This window comes from Flavobacterium fryxellicola (genome assembly GCF_900143245.1).
Lineage (GTDB): Bacteria > Bacteroidota > Bacteroidia > Flavobacteriales > Flavobacteriaceae > Flavobacterium > Flavobacterium fryxellicola.
In genome coordinates this window covers 37,309-57,922 of the sequence record NZ_FRDK01000013.1, presented here as the reverse complement: position 1 = coordinate 57,922, position 20,614 = coordinate 37,309, and the positions used below count along the sequence as shown (strand labels likewise).

The window sequence follows — 20,614 nt, the reverse complement described above, 5'->3', positions numbered from 1 at the left end:
GAGGAGAAAAGCGGGATAAAACGTCCCGTTCACTTCACTATTTTGGGTTTTGGTTTTGTGCCTACGTACAAGAAAGGAAGCAAGAACGACTATCAATTGGTGGTGGCAGAAAAGGCGTGGAAGAAACTCAAAGAACGGCTCAAAAGCATTAGTAGAAAAACCGCTCCAGTCAAGCTAGAAGAGCGTTTAGCTAAGATAAAAGAAGTACAACGAGGATGGTTAAACTATTTTCGGGGAACGAGCATTATGGGCAAATTACTTGATTTAGACGGCTGGTTGCGCAACCGACTTCGATACTGCATTTGGCACGACTGGAAGAAACCTGAAAGAAAGAGAAAGAATCTCATTCGACTAGGAATTGACCAAGACCATGCCTATGCATGGAGTCGAACTCGAAAAGGCGGTTGGGCGATTGCCCAGAGTCCGATTTTGGGGTCTACCATAACCTTGAAACGCTTAAAACAAAAAGGGTATCATTCATTGACAGATGTTTACATTCAACTTAATCCATCTCTTTGCGAACCGCCGAGTACGTGACCCGTACGCTCGGTGGTGTGAGAGGCGCACTCCGTTCCATTTGGGGCGGAGCCGTCTACTCGATTGGCAGACGTTTTTATTCAAAGTATTTTAGTTCTCTTTTCCAAATATATAATTTTTTTCCATTAACGGATTTCCTTTGTTCTACCCAATTTTTTTTATCGTCGAATACATAATCAAAATCAACTTGTGCAGTAATTCCTTTTTCTAAATATAATAGTTTAATTGGATATTCAGTTTCATTATAAAAATATTCTAATGAAATATTATTGTCGGGGTATTTTGGAGAAACATTAAATTCTTTTGTCTTCCTGTTTAGTTTATCATATTCAAATGTTTTATAAAAAGTTAAGCTATCTTTATTGTCATAAGAATAAATATTTTTCACCAAGTCATCTTCATATATAGTAACTTCTTTTCGATATAATTCTGCAATATTACCATCATTGAAATTTGAATTGTATGATTTAGTTTCAATTATTCTGTCTTTTTCATCATATTTGAATTCTCTACTAATTTGGTCATTTCCATTTTTGGTTCTTTTTTGACTACTTCCTGTTTTAGTTTTTACCCAAATAAATGGTGAATGATTAATTATTTTTGTTTTTCTATTTTTTAAGTCATACTCAAATTTAGTTCCATAATCGTCTCCGTGTTCGTCAAACTTTTTTTCTTCGACTACGTTCCCTGAAATATCATAATAATATTCTGTGATTCTTTTTTCTTTAGCATATTCGGAATTAAAATATTCTTCTCTAATGATTTGATTTTTATCGTTAAACTCTTTTTTTGTTGTTGAATAAGTTTTATCAGAATCAACATTTTTTGATAATATTAAGTTATTATTTTTATCATATGTGTTAATTGTCTTTGATTTATTATATGAATACAATTCTTGGACGATTAATTTTCCATCAATATCATATTTATTTTCACAAGAACTCATTATACTTTGGTCTTTATAATGCCAAACGACTTTTAATAGTTTGTCGTTGATGTCAAATTCTTTGTAGTAATTTATATAGTGAACCCAATAAGTTTGATACCACCAAATATTAAACCTACTTTTTGTATATTCTTCACTTAAGAAACCATTGTGGCCGTAATCACCTTCGGTACTGAAAAGTTTTAAATTTTGTCGATTTTCATCTAAAAAAATAAGTTGCTCTCTTATGGATTTTAATTTACCATAAATTGTATCTTTTGGTTGGGAATATAAAATATTATTAAGTAAAGTCAAAAAGAATATAATAAGTAACTTTCTCATAATTAATATTTTAATTAGTTTTTTTGTTGCGTTCTCCCAAAATGTCTGCCAACGTTTTGCTGCTTTGAGATGGCTGGAAATTCGTAACCGCTCAATTTTCGGCTTAACGAAAACTTGATGCGAGACGATAATTCCACTAAATTCCAGCTATATCAAAACAGCTGTTAGCAGCTGGGCTTATTACGATTTAATATCAAACATTCTAGTATTTATGCCAACATAAATATTGTCTTGAAATTGATTTTTTTCTTCTTGAGATAAATTTGTCTTATTCAAAAACAATTTTTTTATTAGACGCTTCTCTCTTACTGCTTTCTGCGCAAATCTCTCTTTAATATCTTCTCCTTTACTGAAAATAATTATTTTGGATTTTTTTCGTAATTGCTCTCCAATTAACTGCCACCAATAATTATCTGTATCTCCGATTGACGATCCAAATATGCAAATTAAATTAGCTTCGTTAATATTGCTTTCACAAATTTTGTCGATATTATGTCTTTGTACTCGATTACATTTAGTTTTTATTAACGCTTCTAAAATTTCTTCGTTCTCATGAAAATCTACTTTATCAATTTGGGATATATCATTAACGCCCAATACTGTTCGTTTGTCTGTGTAACCATGAATGTGGTGGATGTTTCTAAAAATAATTTGATGTTGATCGTGAATTCCCATTTCAAAATTGCTCTGATTGTCGCCCAGTATTTTTTCAATAGAAGTAGTGTAATTTAATGTGATGATATTTACATACCATGCAGTATTTTTCCACTGATTTTTATATTCACGAAATTCCAGAATATCCTCATCGGCTAAAAAACTTTCTGGAGCGCTAAGATTTTTAAAGAAGCTGTCTTTTTTAATCTTTTTAAAATCGAATTTTTCTTCTTCACTAAGCAAGTAGTCAGCGAGATTGTCAACAACATCTTCATAAACTTCGTCAAATTCTTCTATGTTTTTAAGTTTAACTGTGTATTTACCGAATGCAAGTTCTAGATCTGACCAATTAACAATTCCTGCACCTATTTCTCTTTTCAGTTCTTTTATGAGTTCAGATTTGGAGGTCATTGTTTTGTATTGCTCGTAAAAATCAGGGTATCTAGTTCTCATGCCAAGATTGATATCGAATCCGTTTCCAATAAAATATAATATTTTCATTTATATAAATTTGTATTCTATTCTAGTTGTTGATTGTTCGTCGCATTTTCTAGCCTTGCTGCAAACTTGTATATAGGCGAAACAAACCTTCGCCAATCTACCCAAAACTGGGTGTGTATGCGAAGGTTTGTATCGTATTATTCATTTCTCAAATGTATTAAAATATTCTTACAAATCTGTATCTATTTTAAAACGAACTTATAAAAAAAAAACACGCTACCGTAGCCCCGATAGCAGCAAAAATCCTTTGCTGTGGCGGGAGCCAAAAGCAAAGATTGCAGCGCATAGCGGGACAAAACGCCTTATAAAAACCAATCGTTCTGCTCCAAAAAAAAAGCCCACCAGTTTTCACTAGCAGGCTTGATATGTTTACGCGTAAACGGTTCAAAAAGGAACCGATTAAATAAATAAACTAAACTATTTAATCAACTCAAAACTTCTTTTTACAAAAGCAGTTAAGGCTTCACCTTTTAATAGGTTTTGAGATAATTTAGCCAAGTCAAGGGCCTGTTTAACTAAGCTTTCTTGAGCGGCTGCATCTTTATTGTTTAAAATACTTGTTGCCAACTCAGAATTAGTGTTTACCACCAAGTTGTACATTTCTGGCATGTTGCCCATCCCGAACATTCCGCCACCACCGGATTGACTCATTTCTTTCATTCTACGCATAAATTCAGGTTGCGTGATGATAAATGGTGCCGCGTTGCTGTCTAGTGCTTCCAGCTGTACACTGTAGGTTTGTTTTGGGACGATTGTTTCTAGAACTGTTTTCAGGTTGGTTTGCTCTTCCTCAGATAATTTAGAAATCGTCGTTTCCTCTTTCTTGATTAAATTATCAATATGATCTGAATCGACACGCACAAAAGTCAGGTTGCTGTTGTCACCTTCTATTTTTTGAATCAAATGCGAGATAATAGGAGAGTCTAGCAATAGAACTTCGTATCCTTTGTCTTTTGCAATTTCGATATACGAGTGTTGCGCTTCCTTATTTCCAGCGTATAAAACGACTAGTTTTCCATCTTTGTCGGTTTGCGTAGCGGCAAGTTTTTCTTTTAATTCCTCTAGTGTATGGAATTTTCCCTCTACTGTTGGGTATAAAACAAAGGCGCCTGCTTTTTCGTAGAATTTATCTTCAGATAACATCCCGTATTCGAGAACGATTTTAATATCATTCCATTTTTGCTCAAAATCTTCACGGTTTTCAGTGAATAATGATTTTAATTTATCAGCAACTTTACGAGTAATGTAGTTCGAGATTTTCTTTACTGCAGCATCTGCTTGCAATCCAGAACGCGATACATTCAACGGAATGTCTGGAGAATCAACGACCCCTTTTAGCATCATCAAAAACTCAGGTACAATTCCTTCAACGTTATCCGTTACGTACACTTGATTTTGGTACAACTGAATTTTGTCTTTCTGAATTTGTAAGTCGGAACCTAATTTTGGGAAATACAAAATACCCGTTAAATTAAATGGGTAATCTACATTTAAGTGAATGTGGAATAACGGTTCTTCAAATTGCATTGGGTACAATTCATGGTAGAAATTTTTGTAATCCTCAGCAGATAATTCCGTTGGTTGTTTTGTCCAGGCTGGATTTGGGTTGTTGATGATGTTGTCTACTTGTACTTCTGTAAACGTTTTTTCTACATCTTCGGCAGCCACTTCTTCGCCCTTTTTTTGTTCAATTTTCTCTGTTTTAGTTCCAAATTTAATTGGAATAGGCATGAACTTATTGTACTTATTAAGCAGCTGATTGATTTTTGAATCTTCTAGAAATTCAAGAGAATCTTCAGCGATATGCAAGATAATTTCTGTTCCGCGAGTCGTTTTGTCAGCCGGTTCTAAAGTGAATTCTGGGCTACCATCGCAAGTCCAGTGTGCTGCTGGTTCGTCTTTGTATGATTTCGTGATGATTTCAACTTTCTCTGCTACCATAAAGGCCGAGTAGAAGCCAAGACCAAAATGACCAATAATTCCAGAATCTTTAGCAGAATCTTTGTATTTATCTAAAAATTCTTCAGCTCCTGAAAATGCCACTTGGTTGATGTATTTTTCTACTTCATCTGCAGTCATTCCTAAACCTTGGTCAATGATGTGGAGTTTTTTACCTTCTTTATCGATTTTGATTTCGATAATTGGGTTTCCGTATTCTACTTTGGCTTCGCCAATACTGGTAAGGTGCTTTAGTTTTAACGTCGCATCAGTGCCATTGGAAATTAACTCTCTCAAGAAAATCTCGTGATCGCTGTATAAGAATTTCTTGATTAGAGGAAAGATGTTTTCAACCGAAACATTAATTTTACCTGTTGTCATATTTTGAATTTTTAAATTAATTTTTACGATTACAATTCTTTCAAATAGAATACCAATTGTAAAGGAAGTGACAAATTGTCGTAAGCGTTAATTATGATATAAAATATTATAATTTTGAAACAAACTTGTTTCAATGCTTCGTACATTTGTGTAAGTATTAATTCATTAAATTTTAAGAAAATGAAAAAAGTAATTTTAATGTGCACATTGGCTGTTTTGATGTTCGCATGTAAGTCAACATCAGTGACAAGTACCAATACAGATAGAAAAGCGCAAGTAGCTATGAAAGGGAATTGGGTAATCAGCTCGGTAACGTATCCCGGTTCGCAATACATCAAAGTAAATACTTTTCAATTGGCAGACTCAGAGTGTTTTGTAGGAAGTACGTGGAAATTTATTTCCAATAATAACAAAGGAAATATGGCTTTGACTAAAGCAAATTGTGCATCTTTTAATTCTCCAATTACTTGGTTTGTTAATAATGACGGTCAGTTTGTTTTAAAAGTACTTGATGCAGGGGAAAAAGCGAGAAAAGTAAGAGATGGTTACATTTTATATGTTGCAAATCAAACAGCAAGTTCTTTTCAATTGATTGATAAAATCGATGTTGGAGGTAAAATGACTGATGTAGTGTATCAATTTCAAAAAGTTAATTAATTAAAAAAAATAGAGATATGAAAAAGATTTCAATAGTTGCTATGGCAACAATAATGATTATGGGTTCCCTGTTTACAAGTTGTGAATCATTAAAGAATACGAATAAAACGCAAAGAGGAGCCGGAATAGGTGCCGTTGCAGGAGCTGTATTAGGTGGTGTTCTAGGGAACAACCTTGGTAAAGGCGGTAATGGTGCAATGGGAGCTGTATTAGGTGGCGTTGTAGGTGGTGTTGCCGGTGGCGTTATTGGTAATAAAATGGACAAGCAAGCTAGAGAAATTGATGCTGTTCTTCCTGGAGCTGAAGTAGTTCGTGTGGGTGAAGGAATCAAATTAGTGTTAAATGAAAATGCAGTACGTTTTGATACTAACAAATCGTCCTTGACTGCAAGTGCAAAAGCAAACTTAGATAAATTAGTTCCTGTTTTTGCAGAGTATCCAGATACAGACATTACTATATATGGGTACACAGACAGTACTGGTCCAGCAGATTATAACTTAAAACTTTCAGGAGAAAGAGCTGCTGCTGTTAGAAATTATTTAAACAGTAAAGGTGTCTCTTCTAGTAGATTCCAAGTTACTGGTTTAGGAATTGCAGATCCAATTGCTTCTAATCAAACGGTTGAAGGTAGAAGTCAAAACCGTCGTGTTGAATTTGCTATTACTGCAAATGCCAAAATGGTTAAAGATGCGGAAGCGGAAGTAAAAAATTAAGCAAAAATTACCATAAATACAAGGGCTGTTTCGTTAAGAAGCAGCCTTTTTTTGTGTCTAAATTTGAATTAATCTTTGTAAATTTGCACTCTTAAATACAGATGATGCTAGAGATAAAAGACATATCGTTTACGTACAGTGATACACCCGTTATCGAGCAGGTTAGTTTTACGATTGCCAAAGGTCAAAATGCAGCTATTATTGGCGAAAGCGGTTGCGGGAAAAGCACCTTGCTAAAACTCATATATGGATTGTATGATCTGGATAGCGGTTCAATAAAGTATAACGAAAAGCCCATTTTAGGGCCCAAAAACAACCTCGTTCCGGGGGAAGATTTTATTAAATATTTAGCCCAGGATTTTGATTTGATGCCGTACATCACGGTCGAAGAAAATGTGGGCAAGTTCCTGTCGAATATGTATCCTGAGCAAAAGAAAACGCGCGTTCAAGAGTTATTAGATATGGTCGAGATGAGTGCTTTCGCAAAAGTAAAAGCAAAATTTCTAAGTGGAGGACAGCAGCAAAGAGTGGCGTTAGCTAGGGTTTTGGCTTTGGAGCCTGAAATATTATTGTTAGATGAACCGTTCAGTCAAATTGATTCTTTTCGGAAGAACTCCTTGCGTCGCAACTTATTCCGTTACTTGAAAGACAAAGGCGTTATGTGTATTATTGCTACGCACGACAGCACGGACGCCTTGTCTTTCTCTGATGAAACCATTGTGGTTCAAAATGGAAAAGTAGTAGCAAAAGGAGATTCAAAAACAATATATGAAAAACCAGGTAGTAAGTACATTGCTTCTCTGTTTGGAGAGGTAAATGAGCTGCGACTGTCTCAGCTGATAGCTCTTGAAGCAGATGAAGATGCCCTGCTTTTACTGTATCCACATCAATTGAAAGTAGTAGACAACGCGCTGATGAAAGCAGTGGTGAAGCAATGTTATTTTAAAGGAAGTCATTACTTAGTCAAAGCGGCTTTTGAAAAAAGGGCCATTTTCTTCGAGCACGATACCAAACTAGATCTCAATCAAGAAGTCTACTTAATGTTAGCCTAAAAACACAAAACCCCAAAATCAACGATTTTGGGGTTTTGAAATTATTTGCGAGTTGAATTAATTCTTCAAATACTTTTCTAAAAACTGATCTTGTTCCCATAGCAAGTGTAAGATGTTCTCTTTGGCTACATATCCATGCGCTTCTTTTGGAAGAATCACCATTCGTGCTGGAGCGCCTAAACCTTTCAAAGCTTGAAAATACCGTTCGGTTTGCAAAGTAAAAGTTCCCGGATTGTTATCAGCTTCACCGTGAACTAACAACATAGGCGTTTTCATTTTATCCGCATTCATAAAAGGCGACATCGCATTGTACACTTCTGGAGTTTCCCAGTAGTTGCGCTGTTCACTTTGAAAACCAAAAGGGGTCAACGTTCTGTTATACGCGCCACTTCGGGCAATTCCACAGGCAAAAAGATTGGAATGTGTCAGTAAATTAGCTGTCATAAAAGCACCGTACGAGTGACCACCAACGGCTACTTTTTTTCTGTTGATGTACCCCAAAGCATCTACCGCATTGATTGCCGCTTCTGCATTGTCTACTAATTGCGTGATGAAATTATCATTTGGTTCCGTCGTTCCTTCACCAATAATTGGAAAAGCAGCATCATCCAGAACAACATAGCCTTTGGTTACCCAATATACGAAAGAACCATAACTAGGAAATGTGAACTCATTTGGGTTTTGTGTGCTTTGCCCAGCTGAATTTTTGTCTTTATATTCTGCTGGATACGCCCAAATTAACAAGGGCATTTTCTCTTTTTTTACCTTGTCATAACCAACAGGCAAATACAACGTTCCTGATAATTCAACGCCATCCTTCCGTTTGTATTTAATTACCTCTTTGCTTACATTTTTAATACTTTCAAATGGATTTTTGAATGTAGTAATCGGAGTCAACTTGTTTTTTTGGTAGATGTTTCTCAAGTAATAATTAGGATATTCATTCTTAGACTGGATTTGAACTAAAACCGTTCCTTTCTTGAAGTCTTCAATCTCTAATATATCTTCTTTTTTATCGGTGTAAGTCGAAGTGTACAAACGTTTTGCTTGTGCTGATTTTAAATTGAAGGAACTAATAAATGGAAATTGTCCGTTTTTAGTGAAACCAGCACCAATAAGGTAAGCATTGTCATCTTCGATGGCTAAAACATAGCGGTTGTATTCGTTTTTTCTTGTTTCAAAATTCCCTGGATCGGAATACACATCCTGAGAGTTTCGGTCAAAAATTACTTTTGGAGCTTGACTTGGATTGGATGGGTTGATTAAGTAGGTTTTGGTATTTCGGGTGTCATACCATTCATCTGAAACTATAGCAGTATTGTCATCGCCCCAAATCATTCTGTCGTAGCGCTGCGGTGTTTTCACTAAGGAAGTGGCAGGGGAATCAAATGGTGCGTTCCATTGGAAAACTTCATCTCTGAATTCCACTTTATTGGCTGGATCTCCACCATCTAAAGCTTCAGCATAAGCTAAGGTTGCTGGCTTATCAGCCCTCCAGCTCATGTTTCTTTTTCCTTTTCGCACAGCCATAAATCCTTTTGGGATAATTTCAGTTAGCGGTACTTCATTCACTACTTTAACTTCGTTTCCTGCTTTGTCATAAACTACAGATTTTGACGGAAACCGACTCAAGGGAACGATGTATGAAAAGGGCTTTTGAATCGTGGTTACCATTAAATAATTTCCATCTGGGGAAAAGCTTTCTCCGGCATACATGTCCGCTTTTTTGAACAAGGTTGCGGTTCCGTCCAAGTTTACTTTGTATAATTCAGACGTCATGATGTTCTCAAAATTGATTTCATCATTCTTGTTTTTTAACATATCCGGATAGGTTCTGTTTTGTGACTTGGCTCCATCCGCATTTGAAATTATTGGACCGGCTGGCAAATCTTTTTTGGCATCTAGTAACGCAGCTCTATTTTTTGGAAGCATTTTTACCAAAATGGTTTCGTTATCATCCATCCAGCTGAATGGACTTCCTATATTAGCATTGACGGTGGCTTCTGTTAATTTTTTGGCTTTCGCCGAAGCTACATCAAGAACCCAAAGTTCTACTCCGGTAGCCGTCGTGTGGGAAAATGAGATTTTTTTGTCATTTGGAGACCAACTGATTGTACTGATGCGAGGATTAGTAGGCAATCCTGTCACTTGTATTTCATTTTTATCTTTGATTTTGCGTAATTTCAGGTTGTTTACGTACGTAACTGTACTAGAAATATTCGTAATAGGATTGATACGCAATCCGCCCAAACGCAGTTCTTCCTGATTTAAATCGTCTAGTGATTTGTAAGTATTTCGATACGTCAAAAGCAGGTATTCTTTTTTGGTATCCATTGATACCGCCGGGGCTCTCTCATAATCAGCTAAAGCTAAGATGGATTGAGATGGTTTTTGATACGATAGGTTTTCTTGTGCAAAGGTGGTTAAGCTCAGTCCAAGAAAGAAAAATAATGGAATTTTTAATTTCATAATTTGAATGATTTTAAATTAGCGTTAGTAGTACGTATTATGAGGCTAAAATAAGTCAATGTTGTTACATTTGAGCCTAAATATCATTTTTTAACTTTTACATTGGTTCTTGCTTGGTTGCGACTTATTTCATTCGCATTGCGTTTTTTATCTATTTTGTAGTAAGAAGGCTTTGAAAGGCTGATAAATGGATAAAACTTGTAAATTGCTAAAAAAGTGGTAATTTGGTCCTCTTATTTTAAGGATATTTTAAATTTGAAATCTGATTTTAATAAAATAACAATAGTATGTATCATTCAAAAATAGCAGGATTGGGTTATTACGTTCCCGAAAACGTGGTCACAAATGACGATTTATCAAAAATTATTGATACCAATGATGAGTGGATTCAGGAGCGAACAGGGATACAAGAACGACGTCACATTATAAAAGGCGAAGACACGACCACTTCCATGGGAGTAAAAGCGGCTAAAATCGCGATTGAGCGTTCAGGAGTAGCGAAAGAGGATATTGATTTTGTGGTTTTTGCCACATTGAGTCCCGATTACTATTTTCCTGGTCCAGGAGTTTTGGTGCAGCGTGATTTGGGTCTAAGAACAGTAGGAGCTTTAGATGTAAGAAATCAATGTTCAGGATTTATATACGCTTTGTCAGTGGCAGATCAATATATAAAAACCGGAATGTATAAAAACATTTTAGTTATTGGATCAGAGGTTCATTCGACAGGATTAGATATGACATCTAGGGGACGAGGCGTTTCTGTAATTTTTGGAGATGGGGCGGGAGCTGCTATTTTGAGCCGAGAGGAAGATTTGACCAAAGGAATTTTATCCACACATTTGCATTCTGAAGGACAGCACGCAGAGGAATTAATTGTAAAAGCTCCAGGAATGGGAGGCCGTTGGATAACCGATATTTTGGCTGATAATGATCCTGATGATGAAAGTTATTTCCCATATATGAACGGTCAATTTGTGTTTAAAAATGCAGTCGTTCGTTTCAGCGAAGTGATTAATGAAGGATTGCAGGCCAATAATTTGGAGGTTTCTGATATTGACATGTTGATTCCGCATCAAGCAAACTTGAGAATTTCTCAGTTTATCCAAAAGAAATTCAACTTGACAGACGATCAAGTGTTTAATAATATTCAAAAATACGGAAATACGACCGCAGCTTCTATTCCAATTGCTTTAACCGAAGCTTGGGAACAAGGAAAAATAAAATCAGGAGATACTGTTATTTTAGCAGCATTTGGAAGTGGTTTTACTTGGGGAAGCGCAATTATCAAATGGTAATAATGGGGTAAAAATTTTACTTTAAAACAAACTTTTTGGTTACACAAATACGAAACCTGCACAAATTAATGTGCAGGTTTTTTTATGTAAATAGGATACTTTATATTTATACTTCAAAACCGAAACAACCACTAGTACCCTAACCCAATGACAAACCGTAGAAATTTTTTGAAAACAGCGGCTCTTGCTTCTGCAGCTGTGGCCTTGCAATCTTTTGAAGGTAAACCTGAGGAAGAAAATGATCTTTCCTTTGTAAAAGGTATCAAACCCATTGTACTTTCGACATGGAACTTTGGGCTAAAAGCCAATGTGGCGGCTTGGGCTATTTTAAAAAACAAGGGACGGGCCTTAGATGCCGTTGAAGCTGGAGTGAAAATTCCCGAGGGAGATGCATCGGAGCGCAGCGTGGGGTATGGTGGAAGACCGGATCGAGAGGGTCGCGTTACACTGGATGCGTGCATCATGGATGAAAATGCAAACATTGGTTCCGTTGGTTGTTTAGAATTTATAAAACATCCTATCTCAGTGGCTCGAGCCGTGATGGAAAAAACACCTCACGTGATGTTGGTAGGTGACGGAGCCTTGCAGTTTGCCTTATCTCAAGGTTTCGTAAAAGAAAATTTATTAGTCGAAGAATCCGAAAAAGAATGGAAAGAATGGTTGAAAACCAGTCAATACAAACCCATTGCTAATATTGAGAATCACGACACTATTGGGATGATTGCTTTGGACGCTGCTGGAAATCTTTCGGGTGCATGCACCACAAGCGGAATGGCTTTTAAAATGCAGGGACGTTTGGGTGATTCCCCAATTATTGGAGCAGGCTTGTATGTTGATAATGAAATTGGAGCCGCCACGGCCACTGGTCATGGAGAGGAAGTGATTCGTATTTCGGGTTGTCATTTGGTTGTCGAATTAATGCGTCAAGGCAAGTCACCACAAAAGGCCTGTGAAGAGGCGGTTGCCCGGATTGTAAATTTGACTAAAAAAAGAAATAGAAACGTAAAAGACATTCAAGTGGGCTTTATCGCTTTAAATAAAAAAGGAGAATTTGGTTCGTATTGCATTCAAGGCGGTTTTAATTACGCCGTTCATGATGCAACAGGAAACCGATTAATAGATGCTGAATACTTTATGCACTAAATGAAAAAATCGAAATTAGAAATCGCCTGCTTTAATCTGCTATCGTGGCACCAGCCAATGGTGCTGAGCGAATTGAATTGTGTGCCAATAGAAATGTAGGTGGTGTTACACTAGATCTTGAACTTTTTAAAACTGTACGTCATAAAACAACCATCGTTCTATATGTTATGATTCGGTCTCGAAGTGGGAATTTTGTTTACTCTGATTTTGAATTGGAACAAATGAAAGCTTCAATAAAAACGTTCAAAGAAGCAAAAGCAAACGGATTTGTATTTGGTATCTTAAAAGAAAGTGGTTTGGTCAATCAACAACAGAATTGTGATTTAGTAGCTTTGGCAAAACCATTGCCTTGTACTTTTCATCGTGCTTTTGATGAGGTTGAAAATACAACTGAAGCATTAAAATCAATTCTAAAATGTGGATTTGAAACTAGTTTGACATCAGGGCGTGCAGAAAATTGTGTGGACGGAATAGCAGTTTTAGCCGTGTTAATCAAAAAAAGCAGCCAATCGCATTGCAATTATGCCTTGCGGCGGTTTACGCTCTACTAATTTAAAGCTTTTGAAAGCGAAAATGGGTAATAGGTTTTACACTCCTCGGCAATTGTCGATTCGGGAGAAATTGCAAATGGCGAAGGAATTTACGTTATTAAAGCAAATTTAGATTGCAAATAAGTAGCGCTTTCCATCAAAAAACCCGAAGTTGGCATACTCCGGGTTTTTCTTTTTGTAACTAACTATTAAAACCAATTTTTATTAAAAACTTTTGAATTCAGGACTTTTTTCGCATCTACAATTTAAACCTAAAAAAAATAGTACGCTTCATCTACTAAAGGAACCTCTTACTTGCAGTGATTTTCTATAGCAAAATCAAATTTCCCGTAAAATAGCTATAGCGATATTTCTTTCTTTATAAACAGGAGATTGGATTACATTTAAACCACCCACTTGGTGTGACGCAAAAGTAATTACCTAACGCAACCCATACTATTTGATTAAATATAAATGGTCTTTACTTGAATCTACCTAGTAGACTGCTAAAGCCTTATTTTGTTACAGATGTTTTAATTTTAATTTTTTTAAAACAAAAAAAAGGCTTTCGATTAGGAAAGCCTCCTTAATTTTTGTCTTCCGATTTATCGTTTCAGAGAAAAATGTGATTTGTATTCTTTAGCAATGTTGTCCTCAGTATAGGTAATGGTAAACCAATAATCATCGGCTGGAAGTGGATATCCGTTGAAGGTTCCATCCCATCCCGAGCCGTTAGGAAACAATTGTTTTAATAGTTTTCCATAGCGATCAAAGACATATAATTTTAAATTTTCACTATTTGGAATTCCTGTTATGTTCCAAGTATCGTTAAAACCATCTCCATTGGGAGTGAAAAATTTTGGACTGCTTATAAGTTTGATCGTAACTGGAATAGTAAAAGTCCCACAATTAGCATCGCTTACTGTAATTTCGTGGAGTCCAGGGCTGACATTACGAAACACGTTACTTATTTGAAGTGAACCTCCATCTAACGAATAAAGGAAATTGCTTCCATCACCTATAAACGGAACGGCGTTTACAGTTATAGTTTGGTTATCCGTAAACCATCCGCTGGTGGTGTATGTTACTGAAGCTGGTTTTGAAGACTCTGTAATTGTGAAAGGTACAATGTCAGAGGTACATCCAAATATTGCTAAATTGGTGACCGTAAGCGTATAATTTCCGGGCTCGTTTGTTGAGAAATTCTCGGCTGTACTAACTAAAGTTCCATCCTCACTTTTCCATTCAAAGGCATATTGTGGTGCTGCAAACCCACTTTCAATAAAAGCATTTGTTGTGATTCCGGTATCAATATCAATACAAATGGTAGGAACTGTAAGGTCTGGTTTTGGTTTCTGAGTAATAGTAATAACCATTGGTTTTTCTGACGGACAAATAACCGTTGCTGTAGTGCCAGCCTCAGCATAAGCGTAGATAGTACTTGAAACGGTGATTAAATCACCTGGGAATTTTTCGATGTTGCTGCTTCTTGGGCCACCTGGGTTTGTAAAGTATCGGGTTACAGGAGCTGTAAAAACGGGTAATTCGTATGACTCACATCGGGTTACGGGAGCAATAGGTGTAATCGTTGGAGTAGTATAAACGGTGATGGAAAAAGAATCTTCATCGATACAAACAACTCTATTGTTGTTTTCCACATAAACATAAAGCGTAGTTGTCGTGGTTATAGGAGTATAGGGAGGCAGTAATTGTACACCCGTTCCATTTGGACCGTTTGGAGCAGTATAATAGCTTCCCATTCCTATAATAGCAGGTAAGTTAAAACTGTCGCATGCATTTTGATCCTCGATGTCATTTACAAACGTAACTAACACCTCTATACTATATTCAGAAACGCAGGTGTTAGGTGCTGTAGCTGCGGCATACACATATATTGTTTTTGAAGTGGTCAAAACAGTGCCTGCAGGTAAAACAGGATTTGTAGGTGAGGGTCCTCCCGCAAATTCGTAATATTCCCCGTTTCTTAAATCATCTAATATATAACTTTGACCACATCGAATAACTTCTACCGGTTTTGCATCAATTACAGGAGATCTATTAATGGTAATCACAAATTCTTTTTCTACATAACATGTTCCAGTTGGAGCTTTATCATAGAAGTACATTAGTTGTGTGGTAGTTACTGGATATCCCACAGGACGAAGATTTCCAGTTCCTAAGGGTCCTGTGAAATAATTTCCTGCATGTGCCACTGGAGGTAAATAATATACGTCGCATTGTGGCTCGGTATCTAGTATCTCTGGTAAAGGGGCAATGTTTACAGTAATAGTAAAGTCTAAATTGTCAGTACAACTTTCTCCTGTTACATAAAACCAAAGTGTTGTAGTTTCATTTATAAAGGTCCCAGCTGCAACAATACTTCCTCCTCCTGCTGCGGCTGTTCTATATTCTCCAACCGTCAAGGTAGGCAGGCGGTAAGCGGAACAGGAATTAACATCTGTAGGAGGGGTAATGCTTGCAAGGCCAATAAAAACTTTAAATGTTTTTTCTGACGAACAGTTTAGTGGAGCCGTATTGGTTTCTTTAAAAACATAGATTGGAGTGGTCGTAGTTAGCACTGTTCCAGGGAGTAAAAGAGAACCGCTTTTATTTGTGCCGTTGTAATAAACGCCACCGTTAAGCTCGACAGGAAGTGTGTAAGAAACACACCCAAATTGATTTGGATAGTTCGGTAATGCCGTAAACGGAATTATTGTAATGTCAAATGGCTTTTCTTTTGTGCATGAGGGTGTAACGGTGGTATCTTCAAACCAAACATAAATTCTGTTTATTCCGGGAGTGCTTATTACAGATCCAGCTGCTAGCTGAACGTTTCCAGGAGTGGTAGCACCTCCGCTTTGTGTAAAATATTTAGCATAAGGTAAGGCGGGAAGGATGTATCGCGTGCAGTAAGTCTCAGAAGCAGGCGAAATGCTGTCCAAATCGGCTATGGTAACATCAAAAGAATCTTGATTGGTACAAATTCCAGATTGATTGAAAACATACAAGCCAATTGTTGTGGTAGTGATAATGTCTCCTGCAAAAAGTTGTGTTCCCGTTCCATTGCTTCCAGTCCAATACTGAGCGCCAGCTTTTGTTAAAACTGGTAGGGTGTACGAAGTACATACAAATACATCCTGCAAAATATCTACTGCGGGTAGTGGACTAACAATTAATTGAAAGCTGGTTACCGCATAACAGTTACTATTTGAGGTGTTTTGTAATCGGACCCATAAGGTTGTAGATGGCGATAGTATTTGGTTGCTCGAATTTAGGGAGACAGTATTGGTGTTGTTATTTGCTCCAGCGGAAGACGTATGAAAGGATAAAATATTGTAAGAAGTGTCTTGAGTCCCTAGTATAGAAGCGATTTGCGGACTTAAGTCGAAATTTGCTTTTAAAGGATTTTCTGATAGATTTCTAGAGCATAATGTGACGTCAGCAGGTGTATTTACAATTTTTGGTGGTGGAACAACGAATAATTGGAAAGATCTTATTTCATAGCATAATGTAGTAGGGTTTTGAATTCTAACAAATATTTGTTTTCCACTTTCAGCGGTTGAAAGGGTTTGGAGAATTGATATTGCGCCCGTATTTCCCATAGCATCTGCATTCGTTACATGATAGGAGATGATAGTGTCCGCAGGTAGATCGTCTAAAATACCAGCTGCATTTGTAGATTGATTGACTCCAGCTCGAATGATGGTACTATTTTTACTTAAGTCAAAATCGTAGTTCGAAGCGCCAGTTTCACAGGCATAAATATTTGGAATGGTCGCTAGTACTGCAATCTTAGGGTAAATTTCGATGGTGATTTCATCCGTGACAGCAATGCATCCTGGTTCTGTGTAAGTGACGCTATAGGTATGAATCCCAGAGCTTACTAATGGAACGATGTTGTTTAGGTTTAAGGTTTGCCCAGTTTGTGCAGGTACAAATGCTATTCCCTGTTTTTTCCATATAAATGTAGTTCCAGCACTCAAACCCGCGGCAGATAAAATTGGCAATGTATTCCCCGTACAAATTGCGGCATTATTTGCTGAGGTATAATCCAGACCCAATACATCTTGTCCGATGTTAAAACTATTGGCTTCCAAAAAAATAGCAGAATCATAACCTGAATTATTTCCTCCATCAGCAATGACTAATTTGATGCGATACACATGGTTGATATCTAAACCAGTAGCCGATGCGAGCATAGAAATTGTTTGTCCATTAAAATTGATGGCAGGTCCAAATCCATTTCCGTTAAAAGCACCAAAATAGCTTGGATTAGCAGATGGACAATCTGAATTATAGGCTCCATCTCTAATAGTCTCAACAGATACCGGAATAGTAGTATTTGGAATGACCGCTAAATTAACATTTGGACCTCCAGCGGTTACATCTTTTAAAAGAAAAGCAAAAGCATCGGAGAAGTTACATTGGGAAGTTCCGTACTCTTCAGAAGCAAAAAGAAAAGAAAAATCAAAATTGGGTGTTTTTGGTTGGAAATCAAATTCTATGAAACTTGCATTTATGGAATTAATCGTTATCCCAGATTGCGAAAGTAAATTAGCTTCTAGATCTGAATCTCCTAGCCATGCAGAAGATCCGTCGCTAAGAATACTAGTATTTGGTCCAGGTGTTTTAGTTACATCTCCCGTGCTTAAAACTACTCCATTTGAATATGGAAAACTAGAATTTGTATTTTCGAAATAGCCAATTCCGTTCGAAGACCCGAATGTTGTTCCAGTTCTTGAAGATACATTTGTGCCTAAAACACATGGTGAATTTACCAGTACCTGATTCACCAATTGGTCAATTGTGTATTTTGTTGTGCTAACAGTTATTACTTGCGAATAACCACTATAAAAAAATAGTAACCATACAGAGATAAGTATCTTTTTCATGTCTTTGGTTGTTAATTTTTGCATATCAAAAATAGTGAAAATTGAACTAATATTAAAAAAAATTCCTAAATTTATGTTAACTCAATCTTAAAGGTGAGACTAGAACGTTTTTTTTAGATTATTAGTGTTTTTAAGACGGAATTGAACAACTTTTATAATCATATTACGGAATTAGATTTATCTTTGCATTTTTAAATTTATATCATGACATTACCACAGATTCTTACACCTACCATCGAAAAAGCTATAAAAGCTTTATTTGATGTTGCTATTGACAAAGTTGAATTTCAAACCACACGAAAGGAATTTGAAGGAGATATTACCATGGTAATTTTTCCCTTATTGAAAGTTGTAAAAAGTAATCCTGTAGAATTAGGAAATAAAATAGGAACTTACCTTGTTGAAAACTTGGTGGAGGTGAGTCGGTTTAATGTTGTGTCTGGATTTTTGAACCTTGTTATTTCAGATGCCTATTATTTGGATTTCTTCGGAGAAATAAAAGATAATCTTGCCTTTGGGTTCGTTTCTCCTAGTCAAGATGACACTGCGGTTATGGTAGAGTATTCGTCGCCAAATACCAACAAACCCTTGCACTTAGGTCACGTACGTAACAATCTTTTGGGATATTCAGTAGCTGAAATTATCAAGGCTTCCGGCAAAAAAGTATATAAAACTCAAATCATTAATGATAGAGGAATCCATATTTGCAAATCAATGTTGGCTTGGCAAAAATTTGGAAACGGACAAACACCAGAATCAACCGGTTTAAAAGGAGATAAATTAGTCGGGAATTATTACGTAGCTTTTGATAAAGCGTACAAAGAAGAAATAGCGCAATTAGTAAGCGCGGGTAAAACGGAGGAAGAAGCTAAAAAACAAGCGCCAATAATTCTAGAAGCGCAAGAAATGCTATTGAAATGGGAGGCTGGAGATGAAGAAGTGATCACGCTTTGGAAAACCATGAATCAATGGGTTTACGATGGTTTTGCTACAACTTATAAAAATTTAGGGGTCGATTTTAATGCGTATTATTATGAAAGTAATACCTATTTACTAGGGAAAGATGTTGTTCAAATTGGTTTGGACCGAGGTGTTTTCGAAAAAGATCCTGATGGTTCCGTTTGGATTGATTTAACAGATGAAGGTTTAGACCGCAAAATTGTATTGCGTTCAGATGGTACTGCAGTTTACATGACGCAAGATATTGGAACTGCGATTCAACGCGTGAAGGATTATCCAGATGTTGGCGGAATGGTCTACACCGTTGGTAACGAGCAGGATTATCACTTTAAAGTTCTGTTTCTGATCTTGAAAAAACTAGGTTTTGACTGGTCTAAAAACCTATACCACTTGTCCTATGGAATGGTAGATTTGCCTACGGGAAAAATGAAAAGCCGCGAAGGAACGGTTGTTGACGCCGATGATTTGATGCAAGAAATGACGGATACAGCGCAAAAAATTGCGGAAGACTTAGGGAAACTAGAGGCCTATTCTGCTGAAGAAAAAGAAAAGTTATACCGTACAATTGGTTTAGGTGCTTTGAAATATTACATTTTAAAAGTGGATCCCAAAAAGCGAATTCTTTTTAATCCAGAGGAATCCGTTGATTTCGCTGGAAATACAGGGCCGTTTATTCAATACACCTACGCGAGAATTCAATCTATTATTCGGAAAGCTAATTTTGATTTTTCAAATAAATCAAAAATAGAAACGCTTCATGAAAAAGAAAAAGAATTGGTGAAACAATTAGAGTTATTTCCAGAAGTAATACAAAACGGAGCACAGCATCACAGTCCAGCCTTATTGGCTAACTATACGTATGATTTAGTTCGAGAGTACAATTCATTCTATCAGGCAGTTCCTATTTTAGGAGAGCAGGATGTAGAGAAGAAAATTTTCAGAGTGCAATTATCAAAAAAAGTAGCTGATGTAATTGCATCCTCTTTTAAATTATTAGGAATCAATGTTCCCGAAAGAATGTAAAATTTAGTTCGTTTTGTTGTGAAAGCAATACAATATTTAGTAATTTTATGACTAATTATTGCTATATTATGAAAAAAATATTGTTTTTCCCAGTCTTGTTTTTTATCTTTTTATTGAATATTGCCGGAACTTGTTGTGATGATGAGGTCGTTGTTACAAGTACAGTTGATAAAATTCCCGACGCAATACGGAGTACTTTGAATCAAGGAACTTGGAAAATCACCTATTTTTTCGATAGCAAAACCAACAAATTAAATTCTTTTTCTGGATATAATTTTACTTTTGGGCTAAATGATTTGTTAACCGCCCAATCTACAGGTTTAGATTACAGTGGAAAATGGTCTGTTGCCAAATCTAATAAAGTGGATGATAATCCGCATAACGATATTGAATTTACAATTGCATTTTTAAGTCCAAATGGAGCCGGGCTATCAGAGGATTGGAGTGTTTTTGAAATAAATCCCACGCAGCTCCGATTGAGAATAACAGGAAGTAGCGCTGGAGAAACTAAATATTTAACTTTTGAAAAAGGGTAGATTAATTTGTGCTTTATCGCCAAATACAACTACAAAACAGTCTGAAAAAAGACTGTTTTTTTTATA

14 protein-coding genes are annotated in these 20,614 nt (G+C 36.3%); 9 read left to right on the top strand and 5 right to left on the bottom strand.

Going from position 1 to position 20,614, the window contains the following annotated elements; genetic code table 11:
• Positions 1–537: group II intron maturase-specific domain-containing protein (locus BUA03_RS14975; RefSeq protein WP_317041119.1), on the top strand; the 537-nt coding region annotated here is incomplete at its 5' end.
• 76 nt (positions 538–613) lie between these two features.
• Here BUA03_RS14975 and BUA03_RS14970 read toward each other — a convergent pair.
• The 3 genes from BUA03_RS14970 to htpG form a co-directional block, all read right to left on the bottom strand.
• On the bottom strand, positions 614–1,804 hold the full coding sequence (locus tag BUA03_RS14970; protein ID WP_066082132.1) for a hypothetical protein: 1,191 nt from the start codon (positions 1,802–1,804) through the stop codon (positions 614–616).
• A 180-nt stretch (positions 1,805–1,984) separates the two neighbouring features.
• Complete coding sequence (locus tag BUA03_RS14965; RefSeq protein WP_066082130.1) at positions 1,985–2,959, bottom strand: AbiH family protein; 975 nt, start codon at positions 2,957–2,959, stop codon at positions 1,985–1,987.
• 417 nt (positions 2,960–3,376) lie between these two features.
• On the bottom strand, positions 3,377–5,278 hold the full coding sequence (htpG, locus tag BUA03_RS14960; protein WP_066082129.1) for a molecular chaperone HtpG: 1,902 nt from the start codon (positions 5,276–5,278) through the stop codon (positions 3,377–3,379).
• A gap of 180 nt (positions 5,279–5,458) precedes the next feature.
• Here htpG and BUA03_RS14955 point away from each other — a divergent pair, with 180 nt between their 5' ends.
• From BUA03_RS14955 to BUA03_RS14945, 3 genes are all read left to right on the top strand, one after another.
• Entirely contained in the window at positions 5,459–5,935 is a 477-nt protein-coding gene (locus tag BUA03_RS14955) for a lipocalin family protein (protein WP_066082127.1), read from the top strand.
• A 17-nt stretch (positions 5,936–5,952) separates the two neighbouring features.
• Entirely contained in the window at positions 5,953–6,648 is a 696-nt protein-coding gene (locus BUA03_RS14950; protein WP_066082125.1) for a YiaD family glycine zipper/OmpA-like lipoprotein, read from the top strand.
• Positions 6,649–6,752: 104 nt separating this feature from the next.
• On the top strand, positions 6,753–7,700 hold the full coding sequence (locus BUA03_RS14945) for an ABC transporter ATP-binding protein (RefSeq protein ID WP_066082139.1): 948 nt from the start codon (positions 6,753–6,755) through the stop codon (positions 7,698–7,700).
• 57 nt (positions 7,701–7,757) lie between these two features.
• On the opposite strand, the gene BUA03_RS14940 is transcribed toward BUA03_RS14945, so the two are convergent.
• On the bottom strand, positions 7,758–10,169 hold the full coding sequence (locus BUA03_RS14940) for a S9 family peptidase (RefSeq protein ID WP_066082123.1): 2,412 nt from the start codon (positions 10,167–10,169) through the stop codon (positions 7,758–7,760).
• Positions 10,170–10,456: 287 nt separating this feature from the next.
• On the opposite strand from BUA03_RS14940, the gene BUA03_RS14935 reads away from it, so the two are divergent.
• From BUA03_RS14935 to BUA03_RS14925, 3 genes are all read left to right on the top strand, one after another.
• A complete protein-coding gene (locus tag BUA03_RS14935; RefSeq protein WP_066082121.1) occupies positions 10,457–11,464 on the top strand; it encodes a 3-oxoacyl-ACP synthase III family protein in 1,008 nt (335 codons plus the stop codon).
• A 147-nt stretch (positions 11,465–11,611) separates the two neighbouring features.
• Positions 11,612–12,607, top strand: coding sequence for an isoaspartyl peptidase/L-asparaginase family protein (locus BUA03_RS14930; RefSeq protein WP_066082120.1), 996 nt, complete (start codon positions 11,612–11,614; stop codon positions 12,605–12,607).
• A gap of 44 nt (positions 12,608–12,651) precedes the next feature.
• Positions 12,652–13,158 carry a copper homeostasis protein CutC gene (locus tag BUA03_RS14925; RefSeq protein ID WP_245792685.1) on the top strand — a complete coding sequence of 169 codons (507 nt, stop codon included), beginning with the start codon at positions 12,652–12,654 and terminating at the stop codon, positions 13,156–13,158.
• 584 nt (positions 13,159–13,742) lie between these two features.
• Here BUA03_RS14925 and BUA03_RS14920 read toward each other — a convergent pair.
• Positions 13,743–18,029, bottom strand: coding sequence for a T9SS type B sorting domain-containing protein (locus BUA03_RS14920; protein WP_169807446.1), 4,287 nt, complete (start codon positions 18,027–18,029; stop codon positions 13,743–13,745).
• Between the two features lie 204 nt (positions 18,030–18,233).
• On the opposite strand from BUA03_RS14920, the gene argS reads away from it, so the two are divergent.
• Entirely contained in the window at positions 18,234–20,012 is a 1,779-nt protein-coding gene (gene argS / locus BUA03_RS14915; RefSeq protein ID WP_066082117.1) for an arginine--tRNA ligase, read from the top strand.
• A 68-nt stretch (positions 20,013–20,080) separates the two neighbouring features.
• Positions 20,081–20,548, top strand: coding sequence for a hypothetical protein (locus BUA03_RS14910; protein WP_082854354.1), 468 nt, complete (start codon positions 20,081–20,083; stop codon positions 20,546–20,548).
• Positions 20,549–20,614 lie beyond the last annotated feature (66 nt).